This is a genomic window from Rhodococcus sp. IEGM 1366 (assembly GCF_033142425.1).
GTDB lineage: Bacteria > Actinomycetota > Actinomycetes > Mycobacteriales > Mycobacteriaceae > Rhodococcus_F > Rhodococcus_F globerula.
Window position 1 is genome coordinate 29,502 of record NZ_JAWLRZ010000001.1, and the last position, 15,173, is coordinate 44,674.

10 protein-coding genes are annotated in these 15,173 nt (G+C 60.2%); 3 read left to right on the forward strand and 7 right to left on the reverse strand.

Annotated elements, in window-relative coordinates; genetic code table 11:
- Window positions 1–60: 60 nt before the first annotated feature.
- Window positions 61–4,707 carry an NAD-glutamate dehydrogenase gene (locus R4P64_RS00150; protein WP_317818831.1) on the reverse strand — a complete coding sequence of 1,549 codons (4,647 nt, stop codon included), beginning with the start codon at window positions 4,705–4,707 and terminating at the stop codon, window positions 61–63.
- Window positions 4,708–5,034: 327 nt separating this feature from the next.
- Between R4P64_RS00150 and hutU the strand changes: the two genes are divergently transcribed.
- Genes hutU through hutG form a run of 3 tightly spaced genes read left to right on the forward strand, consistent with a single transcriptional unit; the run spans window position 5,035 to window position 8,933 of the window.
- Window positions 5,035–6,708 (forward strand): urocanate hydratase, encoded by a 1,674-nt coding sequence (hutU, locus tag R4P64_RS00155; RefSeq protein ID WP_317545349.1) that lies wholly within the window; start codon window positions 5,035–5,037, stop codon window positions 6,706–6,708.
- 37 nt (window positions 6,709–6,745) lie between these two features.
- Entirely contained in the window at window positions 6,746–7,936 is a 1,191-nt protein-coding gene (gene hutI, locus R4P64_RS00160; RefSeq protein ID WP_317818832.1) for an imidazolonepropionase, read from the forward strand.
- 22 nt (window positions 7,937–7,958) lie between these two features.
- Window positions 7,959–8,933 (forward strand): formimidoylglutamase, encoded by a 975-nt coding sequence (gene hutG, locus R4P64_RS00165; protein ID WP_317818833.1) that lies wholly within the window; start codon window positions 7,959–7,961, stop codon window positions 8,931–8,933.
- 81 nt (window positions 8,934–9,014) lie between these two features.
- Here hutG and R4P64_RS00170 read toward each other — a convergent pair whose 3' ends face one another.
- The 6 genes from R4P64_RS00170 to R4P64_RS00195 all read right to left on the reverse strand — a co-directional run bounded on the left by R4P64_RS00170 (window position 9,015) and on the right by R4P64_RS00195 (window position 15,116).
- Window positions 9,015–9,923 (reverse strand): ABC transporter substrate-binding protein, encoded by a 909-nt coding sequence (locus R4P64_RS00170; RefSeq protein WP_317818834.1) that lies wholly within the window; start codon window positions 9,921–9,923, stop codon window positions 9,015–9,017.
- Between the two features lie 11 nt (window positions 9,924–9,934).
- Window positions 9,935–10,672 (reverse strand): ABC transporter permease, encoded by a 738-nt coding sequence (locus R4P64_RS00175; RefSeq protein ID WP_317545368.1) that lies wholly within the window; start codon window positions 10,670–10,672, stop codon window positions 9,935–9,937.
- Window positions 10,669–11,319, reverse strand: coding sequence for an ABC transporter permease (locus tag R4P64_RS00180; protein WP_317545345.1), 651 nt, complete (start codon window positions 11,317–11,319; stop codon window positions 10,669–10,671). Before R4P64_RS00180 ends, R4P64_RS00175 begins: the two co-directional genes overlap by 4 nt.
- Complete coding sequence (locus R4P64_RS00185) at window positions 11,316–12,431, reverse strand: ABC transporter ATP-binding protein (RefSeq protein WP_317545344.1); 1,116 nt, start codon at window positions 12,429–12,431, stop codon at window positions 11,316–11,318. Before R4P64_RS00185 ends, R4P64_RS00180 begins: the two co-directional genes overlap by 4 nt.
- 75 nt (window positions 12,432–12,506) lie before the next feature.
- Window positions 12,507–13,961, reverse strand: coding sequence for an aromatic amino acid lyase (locus R4P64_RS00190; RefSeq protein WP_317545343.1), 1,455 nt, complete (start codon window positions 13,959–13,961; stop codon window positions 12,507–12,509).
- 210 nt (window positions 13,962–14,171) lie between these two features.
- On the reverse strand, window positions 14,172–15,116 hold the full coding sequence (locus tag R4P64_RS00195) for a TauD/TfdA dioxygenase family protein (RefSeq protein WP_317818836.1): 945 nt from the start codon (window positions 15,114–15,116) through the stop codon (window positions 14,172–14,174).
- Window positions 15,117–15,173 lie beyond the last annotated feature (57 nt).

Genomic DNA, 15,173 nt, shown 5'->3' on the forward strand with positions numbered 1-15,173 from the left:
CCGGTGATCGAAGTCTATCCGTTTCGGGCATTCTGCCAGTCTGCACCGCTGGCCTCCGCATCACTGGTTGACCATCCGCCGCAATTGGCTGGTCGCGACGGAAAGCGCGGCCAGGTCACGTTCACCTGAATCTTCGATCTCAGCCAACGTCAGTCGGGACCGTTCGATCCTGGGAGCATTTCTCACCTCCCAGCCTGCAAGCTTCGACTCGGTGGACTCACCCGCTGCCCCCGTGTTCAGGACGTCGAGTGTGAGAGCCCGTATCGTGGCGTACAACTCGTCCCGCAGCGACAGTCTCGCCAACGCATTCCACCGTCCGTCCTTGCTCAGACGGGACACACGGTTGAGCATCGGAACAAGACCGACGTATTCACTCAAGCGGAAGTACAGCGATCCGGTCTCGTCGATGTCGCGGCCTGCACGATCGGAGATTTCGACAACATCGAGAAGCCCGAATTGATCGAGAAGCAACTCCACCCGGTGCACAACTGTCTCGGGAGCGCCCTTCTCCGTGATCGCGCTCGATCGCGCGGCAAGGTTCTGCAGGTCGGAACCCACCATCCATTCACGCAACAACTCCGAAGCTGACACGAACGGTTTACGGAACGACAGGATTTCAGCACCGACGGCCAAGGGTTGTGGCCGTCGCGTCAGCATCCACCGTGACGCACGATCGAGCAGTCTCCTGGTGAGGAGAATCAACTCGTCGGACACATCTGTTGTGGTCCGAGCATCTCGAATCTCGGCCCACAGTTCACGTAATCCGAAAACCGCGGTGACGATCGTGAAAGCACGCACAGCGTCTTCGGGCGTCGCCCCGATTTCCTCTCCGAGCCGGAACACGTAGGTGATTCCGCCACGGTCGACAACCTCGTTGGTGAGTACGGTGGCAATGATCTCGCGGCGAAGTGGATGCCGGACGATGCCTTCGCAGTGATCACGCAATTGCTCCGGGAAGTACTGCACGAGAACCGGAAGAAATACGGGATTGTCGATCAAGTCGCCCTGCAGAAGTTCCGCTTTCAGGTCGAGTTTGATGTGAGCCGTCAATGTCGCGAGTTCCGGAGAGGACAACCCGAGCCCGGATTTTCGCAGTGCCGCCACCTCCTTTTTTGTCGGCAGTACTTCGAGACGGCGGTCCAGCGATCCCTTAGCCTCGAGGCTGCTGATCAGGCGACTGTGCACTCCGAGCATCTGGGTGCAGTCAGCGCGGGTTGTTCCCATCAGTTCGTTCTGAGAATGGTTGTCCGCCAGGACAAGAGCGGATACTTCGTCCGTCATGGAGGCAAGAAGTTCCGAACGCTCCTCTCGCGTTCGCGAACCTAACGCAATCAATCCATCGACTAGCACCTTGATGTTGACTTCGTGGTCCGAGCAGTCGACTCCCGCCGAGTTATCCAGCGCATCGGTGTTGATGCGGCCACCGGAACGTGCGAACTCGATGCGCCCCGCCTGAGTCAGACCGAGGTTGCCGCCTTCACCGACCACTCGAACGCGCAATTCGTTCCCGTTCACCCGAACGGAATCGTTGCTCTTGTCACCGACGTCGAGGCCGGACTCCGCCACGCATTTGACATACGTTCCGATTCCGCCGTTCCACAGCAGATCTACCGGCGCCCTCAGGATCACACGAACCAGTTCCGGCGGAGTCATCGCGGTGACATCCGAATCGAGGCCAAGCGCAGCCCTCATTTCTGCGCTGATCGGCACGGATTTCGCGGAGCGATCCCACACTCCGCCGCCGGAGCTGATCATCGTCGAGTCGTAGTCCGCCCAGGAGGATCGAGGTAAAGCGAACAGACGCGATCGTTCCTCGAAGGAATCACCCGCGGACGGATCAGGATCGACAAAGATATGACGGTGATCGAACGCGGCAATCAGTCGAATCTTCCTGCTGCACAGCATTCCGTTGCCGAACACGTCTCCACTCATGTCGCCGATACCGACCACGGTGAAATCCTCGGTCTGGGTATCGACGCCAAATTCCCGAAAGTGACGTCGCACGCTTTCCCAGGCTCCCCGCGCGGTGATTCCCATTGCCTTGTGGTCGTATCCCACCGATCCACCAGACGCGAAGGCATCACCGAGCCAGAAGTCGTATTGCGCTGCAACATCGTTAGCGATATCGGAGAACTTTGCCGTCCCTTTGTCCGCAGCTACGACAAGATACGTGTCGTCGTCGTCATGCCGAACCACCTTCGGCGCAGGTAATACCGTTCCCGACTCCGAATCGACGTTGTCGGTCACATCCAAGAGTCCACCGATGAACGTCCGATAGTTGCTGATCCCCGACGCCAGCAACGCTTCTCGATCGACTTCGGCTATGCCCGTGGCCAGCGGAGGACGCTTCACCACAAACCCGCCCTTGGCTCCGACCGGCACGATCACAGCATTCTTGACAGCTTGCGCCTTGACCAACCCGAGCACTTCGGTTCGATAATCCTCTTTTCGATCGGACCATCGAAGTCCACCCCTGGCCACCGAACCGAAACGCAGGTGCACGCCAGCCACCGACGGCGAATAGACAAAAATCTCGAACTTGGGTCGCGGTTCTGGTAATTCGCTGATCCTGCTCGAATCGAACTTGAGCGACAAGTGGTCGAACTCGAGCTCGTCGCGAACAAAGTAGTTGGTTCGCAATGTATGTCGGATCAGACCGAGAAGACCCCGCAGTATTCGGTCCGCGTCGAGTCCACTCACGTGCGCCACAGCCGTTTCTGCAGCGACGGCACTTGCCACTCCACCGTCGCCGTTCTCCTGTTCCGGATCGAACCGCTGTACGAAGAACTCGATCAATTGCGCGGCAAGGCCGGGATGCGCGCACAGCACTTCCGCGATGCGGGATGCGCTGTAGGGGAATCGTGCTTGCTGGAGAAACTCCGTGTACGCCCTCAGGACAACAACCTGACGCCAGTTCAGACCGGACAGAGCGATCAACTCGTTGAACGGATCCGCCTCGGCGCGTCCGGTGTGGACGGCGACAAAGGCGGCGGCGAGCCGCTGTGCGAATTCGTCGAATCCGTCGGTCGGGGCATTGGCAAATTTCAGAGTGAACTCGTAGATCCAGTACGCGTCGTCACCGTCCCCAGAGAGAAGGTACGGGCGCTCGTCGAGCACCTCGATACCAAAGCTCTGCAGCGCGGGCAATACCTCGCCCAGCGAGAGAGGCGCCCCCGCGACGAACAACGAAAGCCGATGACTACCAAGCTCATTTGTGACAGCCGACAACCTCAGATCTACGGAGCCAGCTTCAAGATCCGCGATGATCGACATGTCCGCAAGCGCTCGCGCGGCGTCGAAATCCTGCTTGTAGGCCTGCGGGAGTCGGTCGGCAAAACGTCTGCGGCGGTTCCGCTCTTCGAACTGCGTGACACCGACAAGAAAACGGTCATCCCACGTCAAGCAGGCTTCGACGATACGATCACGGAGCTCACGCGCGCGACGCACCGAAACGAACTCCGCGTCATGATCCACAGTTGCCGTGAAATGCACTACCGCCAAAGGAGATTCCGAGACTCGACTGGAAAATTCGACGTTCTCGGCTCCCAAAGCGCTCGCGAGCACGGATTCCGCTGTGATCCTGATCGTGGTACTGAACTTCTCCCGGGGCACGAACAGCAGCACTGCGATCTCACGACCGTCACCCACCGAACGCATGAAGGCATGCATCGAACGTCGCCCCTCGACTGACGTCAACTCGTCCAACACGTCCGACAACTCGGAAGGGCTGATCATCAATATCTCGGCCAGCGGAATGGACTGCACCACGGCCAACATTGCCTGCCCGATATATGAGTCTGCGTCGTATCCAACCGAGCTCAGTACCTGTCCGACTCGGTCTCTGACCAACGGCACGTCCCGCACGTCGACACCCTCACCGGTTGCCGTGAACGATCCGACAAATCGGTGCCGGCTCTCCTCGAGACGGATGTCGATTGCGGTGACGTACTCGGACCTTCCGTACTGCCGACCGAGGTGAACGATGCCGACCGTCATCGGCGAATCGTCGCTTCGTGGGATCGTCGTGAAACTCTGGGAGGGAAGCACACCGAGCGACATCGACTCGGTCGCCGTCTGCTGAACACAACCGGCGAAGCCGAAGTTGCCGGCGATACACCAACTCAAGAATTCGGATTCCTCGCCGAAGCCTGCGGACAGCAACTGCTCCCGAGCCAGTTCCGCCGCGCAGGCCAGAGCTTCACTATCCCCATGAACCCGCGCGATCCGGTCCAGCACAGCGCTGACATCCGACATCACACGAGTTGCTTGACCATCCGAACAACTCTCATGGAGGCCGATGTGGATCCACGATTCGACCTCCATGCCCTCCGGATCGGTGTTCTCCGAGGCTGGAACCGGAATCCCTGTGAACCCGTAGACCAGCTCCAGGACAGGGTGCACGATCAGTTCCGGCTCCACTCGCGAACGCGAGAGCGTTTCGAGGACAGCATCGACGAGGTGCGGCATATCAGCGCTGACGATCTGAAGTGCCGGTCCGGCACCCAATACACCGGCCGGGACAACCCGAACCACGGACGACTCGGACCCGCGACTTCTCGCGACTTCGGCGTGCGATGCAACCACTGCTTGCTTCCGCTGATCGCTCAGCGCGGCGTACTGCTTCGCCGACAACCCCTCGAAATAGGCGGAGCACAACGTACGCACTTCAGTGGCCACTGGCCTCGCATCAGCTGAAACCGGCTTCATGTCAGCACCTTCCGTCGGGAGCCACGCTGCTCCCGACTTGTTGGAAACTTGAATGTGAGAGTTGTCTATACAGGACTAGACAAGATGATCATTTCAGAATGTGAGCCCAGACACAACCGTCACGCGGGACGCATTCAAGCATCTTCATTGACATTGTATATACAGGCCTATACATTTAAATTTCGGTGGCAGTGACTCAGCACACAAACGGTCCGCATCAGCACCTCCGTTGGAGCGACTCGTGTCGAACTGACTCCCTGCGTCGAAACGAGGACTTCGGACCGACGCACCGACCGCACCACACTTCGGCACAGCAAGGAGATCAACATGGAAATCAGTACCCCCGGCCACGAGGCCCGCCTCGTACGCGCTCCCCGCGGCCCTGAGCTCACCACACTCGGATGGCAGCAGGAGGGCGCACTCCGGATGCTCATGAACAACCTCGACCCCGATGTTGCCGAGCATCCCGACAGCCTCGTCGTGTACGGCGGGACAGGCCGCGCAGCACGTAGCTGGGCCGCTTTCGATGCGATGGTATCCACGCTGAAGACCTTGAAGAACGACGAAACAATGCTGGTCCAGTCGGGCAAGCCGGTTGGCGTCTTTCGCACCAACGAGTGGGCGCCCCGTGTACTCATCGCCAACTCGAATCTGGTGGGCGACTGGGCGAACTGGGAAGAATTCCGACGGCTCGAAGACCTCGGTTTGACCATGTACGGCCAGATGACGGCCGGCTCGTGGATCTACATCGGCACTCAGGGAATCCTGCAGGGTACCTATGAGACCTTCGGCGCGATCGCCAAGAAGCGCTACAACGGTTCACTCGCCGGAACCATCACTCTCACAGCCGGACTCGGCGGCATGGGTGGCGCCCAGCCGCTCGCCGTCACGATGAACGACGGCGTTGCGATCTGCGTCGACTGCGACGTAACACGCATCGACCGTCGCATCGCCCACCGGTATCTCGACACCAAGGCCGAGAGTATCGAGCACGCGCTCGCACTGGCGGTGGAGGCACGCGACGCCAAGAGACCACTCTCCATCGGACTCGAAGGCAATGCGGCAGAGATCTTCCCGGCGTTGCTGGAGATGAAGGCCCCGATCGACATCGTGACGGATCAGACCTCGGCACACGACCCGTTGTCCTATCTCCCTGTCGGCATCGCCTTCGAAGACATGAAGACCATGTCGGACAAAGATCCGCAGAAGTTCACCGAGGACTCGCGTGACGCTATGGCCGCGCACGTCCGAGCCATGGTCGGTTTCATGGACGCCGGCGCTGAGGTCTTCGACTACGGAAACTCCATCCGCGACGAAGCCCGTAAGGCCGGATACGACCGTGCCTTCGACTTCCCCGGATTTGTTCCCGCGTACATCCGTCCACTCTTCGAGGAAGGCCTCGGCCCCTTCCGCTGGGCCGCACTGTCGGGCGACCCCAAGGATATCGAGGCAACCGACAAGGCCATTCTCGAACTCTTCCCGGACAACGAGCACCTGCGTCGCTGGATCACCATGGCAGGTGAAAAGGTTGCCTACGAAGGCCTCCCGGCCCGCATATGCTGGCTCGGATACGGCGAACGGCATCTTGCCGGACTCAAGTTCAACGAGATGGTCGCGTCCGGAGAACTGTCGGCACCGATCGCCATCGGCCGAGACCACCTGGACTCGGGTTCCGTTGCCTCCCCTTATCGCGAGACGGAGTCCATGATCGACGGGTCCGACGCAATCGCGGACTGGCCACTCCTCAACGCGCTGGTCAACACAGCTTCCGGCGCATCCTGGGTATCACTGCATCAGGGTGGCGGCGTGGGCATGGGGCGGTCGATGCACGCCGGTCAGGTGTGCATCGCAGACGGTACCGATCTGGCGGCGCGCAAGCTCGAAGCCGTTCTCACCAACGATCCGGGAATGGGCGTCATCCGCCATGCGGACGCGGGCTACGACCACGCTCTCGACACAGCTGCCACACGGGGCGTACGTATCCCGATGAACGAAAACTGAACCATCTCCGACGCCCACACCCGAGACAAGGAATACAGTGACCACGAACGGTTTTCGAACCACAGTTCTGACCAACATCGGAACGCTCGTCACCAACGACCCGTCTCTCGGTGAGGGAAAATTGGGTGTACTCCGCGATGCCGCAGTCGTTTTCGACGCAGGCGTCGTTGCATGGGTCGGCAATTCCACTGACGCCCCGGCTGCCGATATCGGTCAGGATATCGGCGGCCGGGCAGTCATTCCCGGCTTTGTGGAGAGCCACTCGCACTTGGTGTTCGGCGGTGAACGAGCCGAGGAGTTCGCCGCCCGCATGGCCGGCGAGAAGTATGCGGCCGGCGGCATTCGCAACACTATCGAAGCCACCCGCCGCTCCACCGACGACGAGTTGCGGGCCAACGTCCGACGCCTACTCGACGAATCCTTGCGCTCGGGCAGTACCACCGTCGAATGCAAGACCGGATACGGACAGAACACGGAGAGCGAACTGCGCAGCACGCTGATCGCCGGTCAGTTCACCGACGAGGTCACGCTGTTGGCTGCTCACGTTCCTCCACCTGAATTCGCCGGCCGCGCCGATGATTACGTCGCGATGGCGTGCGACGAGATGATCCCCACCTGCGCACCACACGCGAAGTGGATCGACGTCTTCTGCGAACGCGGAGCATTCAATCGTGAACAGGCACAGGCCGTTCTGAGTGCCGGCGTCGCTGCTGGGCTGATCCCGCGTGTGCACGGCAACCAACTCGGCGACGGCCCCGGAGTGCAACTTGCAGTCGAGATGGGCGCGGCATCGGTCGATCACGTCACCTACGTCACCGCAGACGACATCGACGCCCTGGCTCAGAGTTCCACTGTCGCAACTCTGCTGCCGGGCGCGGACTTTTCGACCCGCAACAAATACCCTGATGCTCGCGCACTGCTCGATGCCGGCGTCACAGTCGCCTTAGGCGCCGACTGCAATCCCGGCACCTGCTACACCACCAGTCTTCCGTTCTGCATCGCCGTAGCGGTGCGCGACATGCACATGACCCCGGCCGAAGCCGTCTGGTCTGCCACCGCCGGCGGCGCTCAGGCTCTGCAACGCACCGACATCGGGTCTCTGAGCATCGGAACCCGCGCCGACGCGATATCCCTCGACGCCCCGTCCTATCTTCATCTGGCCTACCGGCCGGGAGTTCCACTGGTGCGGGACGTGTGGAAGAACGGGCAACTCACCACTACTTATTGATATCAATTATCGGGAGGTCCCTGTGGCACATGCCATCACCGTCGACATCGCACCCAAACCGTGGACCGGCCGGTCAGACGGACTCAGTCCAGAACACCTGCGGTGGCACCAAGCGGTGCAACCCCACAGTGCCGACATCCCTCCCGGAGATTGTCTGCTGATCGGCTTCTCGAGCGACGAAGGTGTGCGCCGGAACAAAGGCCGTCGCGGTGCCGCCCACGGCCCGGCGGCACTGCGGTCGGCCTTGTCGTCGATGGCTCTGGCAGAACCATTGGTTCTGCAGGACGCAGGCACCGTCGTGGTGTCCGGTGAAAATCTCGAAGCGGGTCAAACAGCCCTCGGCACTGCCGTATGCATGGCGCTCGATGACGGACACTTCCCCGTTGTGCTCGGGGGTGGACATGAGATTGCATACGGGACATACCTCGGGGTGGCCGGTGCCGCGCTTCGCGCACCCGATACGGTGCTCGGTATCTTGAACCTCGACGCGCATTTCGACCTCCGCGCAGATCTGATCCCGAGTTCTGGCACACCCTTTTGCCAGATCGCCGAAGACGAGGCCGCTGCGGACACCTCGCATCGGTATGCCGTCGTAGGCATCAGCCAACCGAGCAACACCACGGCTCTGTTCGACACAGCGCACGACCTCGGAGTGACGTACCTCCTGGACGATCAGTGCGGTGTCGCCGACCGCCACCACGTGGAGCACTTTCTGGACGACTTCCTCGACAGCGTCGACATCGTCTATCTCACCATCGATCTCGACGTTCTCCCGGCCTCAGTCGCCCCCGGTGTCAGCGCCCCGGCGTCGTACGGCGTTCCGATGGAAACAATTCAGTACGTGTGCGACCGGGTAGCGAAAAGTGGAAAGCTCGTCGTTCTCGACGTGGCCGAATTGAATCCGTCCCTGGATATCGACAATCGAACAGCTCGCGCTGCGGCGCGACTGATTCACCGGGTAGTCACCAAGCACGTCCCGTTCACACATCCGCTCTGACGATCTCCTCGACCGCAACGTCCGCCGCACCAGGAAGTCTCCCTGGTGCGGCGGACGTTTGTGCATCCGGACCTAGCCCGGTCAAGGAATCAAACTGTTCTCCTGCAACCACTCCTGAGCGATATCCGTCATGTCGTCGAGGTCTGCAACACGCTGATTCATCTCGATCAGATCTTCCGTGGTCAGCGCCGCCGAGACGCCGGCAAGCACCTGACGGACGTCCTCGCGCGCCTTCAACTCGTTGATGACGGGCGTGATGTTCTCAGCAAGAAACAGGTGCTTCGTATCCTCGAGCGCCACCAGATTCTCGGATCGCATCGACGGGTCGGTGCTGAAGATATCCGCAACCTGGATCTGACCGCTCAGCAATGCATTGAGCGTCAACGGTCCGCCCGCATCGAGCGCCAGGAACTCCCGAAATGTCAGACCGTAGCGGTTCTTCAAACCGGCCACACCGTTTTCCCTCGTCTTCCACTCAGGTGGCCCACCGAGTGTCAATTCGTCGGCATGCTCCACGAGGTCTTCGACGGTCTCGAGCGAGTACTTGTCTGCGGTTTCCTGTTTGACGGCGAGGACGTCCTTGTCCTCGGCGGGTGACGATTCCAAGGCCACCAAGCCGGCGGGAAGCTTGGCTTCCAGTTCTGCGGTCACCTCGTCCGACGCAGTGGCCGTGGTCTTGCTGTCGAGATACTGCAACAGAGCCCCCGAATATTCGGGGATCAGATCAATGGAACCGTCGCGCAGTGCCGGAATGTACAGCTCCCGGCTACCGATATTGAACTTCTCGGACACATCTATGCCGTTGGCCTTCAATGCTTCCGCGTATATGGTCGCAATCAACTGACTCTCGGGAAAGTCCGCGGAACCGATGACGATCGCGCCCTCGCTGCTACCCCCACCGCCGGCAGCCAAGGGATCCTTGCCGATTCCGCACGCGGAGAGAGCCACTACAGTGGCGCCGACCAGAGCGGCCGTCAACAACTTCTTCATGTCGAATGTCCTTAGATGGGTGTAGGCGCCGGTACGGCGGTGGGCATCGGCGCTGTGGTCGACTGCTTGACCTTCGAGCGGTCTCGCCTGGTCAGTCCAGGCGAGACGATTCGAGTCGTCAACGCGCCGATTCCCACATCGAATACGAGTGCAATGAGTGAAACCAGAACAGCGCCGGCGGCCATCTGCCCGTAGTCGCTCTGGGCCTTGCCATCGATGAGTAACCGCCCGAGACCTCCGAGCGAGATGTATGCGGCAACCGTTGCAGTGGAGACGATCTGGAGCACTGCGCTGCGGACCCCGGAGAGCATCAATGGCAATGCGCAGGGAATTTCCACCTCGGTAAGAATGCGCATGGATCGAAAACCCATTCCACGCGCCGCGTCGACAGCCGCTTGATCGACGGCACGTACGCCGGCGTACGTGTTCGTGAGAATCGGTGGGATCGCCAGCAGTACCAGAACGATCAAGCTGGGAATCAAATAGGCGAGTCGATTCGAGAACGAGGGGGCAATGATCAGAACCAACAGGATCAGCAGGCCGATCGTGGGCAACGCGCGCAGTGAATTCGCCAGCCCCGCAACCACTACCGAACCCCTGCCGGTATGACCGATGTACAGACCGAGTGGAATCGCGATGGCTGCGGCGACGACGAGTGCCAGGAAGGTGTACATGAGGTGCTGCAGAACCAGAGTTGGAATACCGTCAGAGCCACTCCAATGAGCGGCGTCGAGCAGGAAGTCGATCATGATGTCGTCACTTTCGGGGTCCACGGCGTCAACAGCCGATTCGCCAACATGATGAGGAGGTCGAGAATGAGGGCCAGCACCAGACACAGCGCGATACCCGCGATGATGGGGGTGTAGAACCGGAGTTGGAATCCCTGTGTGAACAGTGAACCTATCTGCGGAATTCCCAAGAGCGCCCCGAGCGAGACCAGGCTGACATTGGAGACGACAGCCACTCGAAGTCCGGCACAGATCACCGGAACACCAACCGGCAACTGCACTTTCAGCAAGGTTTGATATGGGCGATAGCCCATCGCGGTTGCCGCCAAGACCGTTTCCGGCGGAACCGCGTCCAGCGCGTCCGCAACAACCCGCACCAAGAGTGCCACCGTATAGACGGTGAGTGCCACGATGATGTTCATCGGATCCAATATCTTGGTTCCCAGTATCGGTGGCAACAATACGAACAGGGCCAATGACGGAATCGTATAGAGCAATCCGGCAGTCCCCACTACATAGGGGTGCAGGCGTCGACTGCGGTGCGCCACCCAACCGATCGGCAGTGCCACGACCAGTCCGATCACCAACGGAATCAGCGACAACAGGATGTGCCACCCCACGAGATCGACGATGCGGTCGGATTGTCGTCCGAGCCATTCGAAGTTCATCGGGCACCGACCCCTGCAGAGACCAAGTCTGCCGCCTCGATGGCGTCAACTGCCGCATGAGCGGTAACCGTCCCGATGAGTTCGCCGTGGTCGTCCACTACTACGCCTCGCTTGCTCGGTGCCGACAGCGCCGCGTCGAGCAGAGCGCGCATCGTTCCGTTGGAGTTCGCAACCGTGCCACTGAGATTCAGATCATCAGGCCGGATGATGCCGGTGAGCCGAGCAGGCTCCACCCAGCCGAGCGGCTTCCCTCCGGAGTCGACGACCAGTAGCCAGGTATCCGATGTTGCACCGCGCGCAGATTCCGCCGTATCTCCCAGGTGTGCAATGGGTTCGGGGGCGGTTGGCAAACTTCCATCCAATGTTGCAAATCCCAATGATCGATAGCCACGGTCTCGTCCCACGAAATCAGCCACGAATTCGTCTGCGGGTTGCGTCAACAATTCGAGTGGGGTCGCCGCTTGAGCCAGGATCCCACCGGTCCGGAGAACAACCACCTGATCACCCAGCTTGAGAGCCTCGTCGATGTCGTGGGTGACGATGATGATCGTCTTTCCAATCTCCTGCTGCAAACGAAGGAATTCGTCCTGCAACTGACCACGAACCACCGGATCCACTGCACTGAACGGTTCGTCCATCAACATGAAGGACGGGTCGGCCGCCAAAGCGCGAGCTACCCCGACTCGCTGCTGTTGCCCACCGGACAGCTGCCAGGGATACCGGTCTGCGAAATTAGCCGCGAGTCCAACCGTCTCCAGTAACTCCATTGCACGCGAGCGTGATTCCTTCTTCGATTTGCCAAGAAGCCGCGGCATGGTGGCGATGTTGTCCACGATGGTCCGATGGGGAAACAGGCCTGCATGCTGGATCACGTAGCCGATGCGGCGACGCAGTAAGGCAGGATCCATACCCGACGTCGATTCCCCGTCCAGAGAGATAGTTCCCGAGGTCGGCTCGATCAGTCTGTTGATCATTCGCAGCGACGTGGTCTTACCACAGCCGGAGGGGCCGACCAGGGCAGTGATTTTGCCTGTCGGACATTCGAGATCGAGCTTGTCGACGGCGACCGTACCGTCTGGATACGCTTTGCTTACCTTGTCGAATTTGATCATCGGCGTACTACTTTCGTGTCGACCCGAGTGCTGACCCACTCGGGAGGGGAGTAAAGCTCTGGTGATTCGCTGAAGTCATGGAGTTTGTGCCAGAAATGTCACCGCGGCGGCCAGGTCTGCACTGAGCGGCCGATCCTCGGTGCGCGCGTCGAGAACTTTTTGGGCACGCTGCACATAGGCACCCAACTCGGTGGCCGGATCGAGCACACGGTTCTGCTGCCTCAGCGCCCGGATCGCCGAAATCAATTCGCACGCAAGCACGAGCCTCGATTGAACAAGGATGTCAGCGAGTTGTGTTGCGGCTTGAGAGGCGAAGCTGGCATGGTCCTCGGTTCCCCGAGAAATAACGGTATGCCCCAGTGAACCAGGCGCAGCGGACGACCGAATTTCCGCGATGGCCGCCGAGGTCGTGTACTCGAGCAACATCGTCCCACTGCTGCCCGCGGGTCCGTCCGCCAGAAACGCGCGCAGGCCGGTGACGCTCGGATCCGAGAGGTTCGCGAGTCGACACTGCGACAACAGTGCGGCACTGGCCAACGCCAACTTCGCTTCGTCGATAGCCAAGGCAATCGGCATCCCGTGAAAGTTGCCGTTGTGAAAGACTTTGTCGTCCTCGACCGACACCAGTGGATTCTCCGACGACGAGTTCATCTCGACGCTCAACGTCGTACCCAGTCTCTGTAGCGCCTGCCATGTCGCACCCAGAATTTGCGGCAGTGCGCGAAACCCGAACGAATCCTGCACCCTGACGGCTGTCACCAAGTGCGGCGTAAGAAGTTCGCGAATACGCGCGGCAACCTCTGCCTGTCCGGGGTGTTTTCTTGCCGCTTGAACCTGTGCGGCAAAGGGTTCCGCCGAGCTACGGGTGGCAATGACCGACAGAACGCTGACAACCAGACAGTGCCGCAGCCAATCGGCAACATCGACGGACGTATTACCGGCGATCGCGACGGTCATGGCATTTGTCGAGATGAGTGGCAACGCATCACCTTGATGCGGAGACCAAGCGGTGTGAACCGACCCGTCAGTTCGCGCACTTTCTCCCATCAATCCGAGCGCGATCTCGGAGAAAGCGCTGAGGTCGCCTGTCCCGATCGCTCCACGCGCATGGACGATCGGCAGTTGGCTGGACGCGACGGAATCCACCAGCGCACCGACGATATCGGGGTGCATTCCGGATCCGCCATTGAGAATCTGGTTGATCCTGATAATCATGGCTGCCCGCACAATGTGATCGGGGAGCGCAGGTCCTGACCCCGTCGCATGGCTTCGCAACAATCGAAGGTCCTGCTCGGCACCGTCGACCACCGACGTATCGCGATTCCCACCAACTCCGGTGGTTCTCCCATACACGGGTTGGCGGGCCGCTATTCCGACAGCTGTCTCCCAGGACTGCAGCGTCAGTTCGAGCGCACGAACGGTAGGCAACACGACAATGGGCGCCCCCGCGAGTCCCGCTACCCGTTCCACGGTCAGTGTCGAGCCATCCAGCGCTACTTCCGGATCGTCCACCAGAAGTCGTTCAGTCATCAGAACTCCGTCGATCGGCGTGGAACGCCTGTTGGGATCGTGCATGCAAGTCCCTCTCAGTGTGCTCCATCTCACTATTTATGAATGTATAGTCCTGTATATACATCTATCTGTCAAGAGGTGGCCGACGTCAACCACAACATTGACGTCGGCCCTATTCCCCTGAAAGTCCGGATCATCCAGACTTCAGCAACACCTCAGCGGGCAGAACTACGCAACCCCTACCGGCCGGTCACCGACGATCGAGATCCGATCCATCACGCGCCGCGCGGGAAAATAATCACTCGACGCATAGTGCTGACACGTCCGATTATCCCAGAAGGCAACGGTATTCGGCTCCCATTTCAACCGGACCTGGAACTCCGGACGGTTGACGTGCCGGTACAGCAGGGTGAGAAGTTCGTTCGACTCCTCTTGCGAAACGCCGACGATTCGCTGCGTGAAAGTCATGTTCACGAACAGGACCCGTCGGCCGCTCTCGGGAATAACGCGCACAACCGGATGCCGAACCGGCGGAAATTTGGGGCGCAGCATGTCTACCGCTTCGGCCGGCATCGACTTTCCGAACGCGTTGATCCAATCATGCTCGGCTTCAAGGTGTTCGATGCGTTCCTTGATGTCCTGCGGCAAGAGGTCGTACGCCGCAGCAGCGTCAGCCCACAACGTGTCGCCTCCAACTTCCGGCACTTCGACGGCTCGAAGAACTGCCGCAAAGGACGGATGCTCGTGCCACGTCACATCGTTGTGCCAGTTGTTCTCGACGCCCCCAACCATTGCGTCCTTGGCCAGCGTCGTGACGTCGATGTCGGTCTGACCAGGCTGGGTGTATTTGAAGAACGGATGCTGCTCCAGTGAACCCCATCGTTCCGCGAAGGCACGATGCTCCGCGCGGTCGATGTCCTGGTCCCGAAAGAACAGCACCTTCCACTCGAGCAAGGCGCGGCGTAGTTCGGCCATGACCTCGTCGGACAGGTCGCCACCCAGCCGCAGCCCCGAGATTTCCGCACCGATGGTGGGTGTGTGCGGCTTGACCGCAAAATGGATATACGGCTCTGGTGCAACCGTTTCCGGATTCCGTTTTGCCACTAGCGGGCCATACGCAGCCAATGGGTCCGTCGGAATCGGAAAGATCATGGTGGGAAACAGGACGGCCATCTTCAGACTCCCTCGAGTACAGCGACAGTGAACCAGATCACTTCAACTTTAAGGAGA

What these genes read in the sequence shown, in the direction of transcription:
- R4P64_RS00150 (WP_317818831.1), bottom strand. Translation starts at nt 4,707, where the DNA reads ATGAAGCCGGTTTCAGCTGATGCGAGGCCAGTGGCCACTGAAGTGCGT.
- hutU (WP_317545349.1), top strand. Translation starts at nt 5,035, where the DNA reads ATGGAAATCAGTACCCCCGGCCACGAGGCCCGCCTCGTACGCGCTCCC.
- R4P64_RS00170 (WP_317818834.1), bottom strand. Translation starts at nt 9,923, where the DNA reads ATGAAGAAGTTGTTGACGGCCGCTCTGGTCGGCGCCACTGTAGTGGCT.
- R4P64_RS00175 (WP_317545368.1), bottom strand. Translation starts at nt 10,672, where the DNA reads ATGATCGACTTCCTGCTCGACGCCGCTCATTGGAGTGGCTCTGACGGT.
- R4P64_RS00180 (WP_317545345.1), bottom strand. Translation starts at nt 11,319, where the DNA reads ATGAACTTCGAATGGCTCGGACGACAATCCGACCGCATCGTCGATCTC.
- R4P64_RS00185 (WP_317545344.1), bottom strand. Translation starts at nt 12,431, where the DNA reads ATGATCAAATTCGACAAGGTAAGCAAAGCGTATCCAGACGGTACGGTC.
- R4P64_RS00190 (WP_317545343.1), bottom strand. Translation starts at nt 13,961, where the DNA reads ATGACTGAACGACTTCTGGTGGACGATCCGGAAGTAGCGCTGGATGGC.
- R4P64_RS00195 (WP_317818836.1), bottom strand. Translation starts at nt 15,116, where the DNA reads ATGGCCGTCCTGTTTCCCACCATGATCTTTCCGATTCCGACGGACCCA.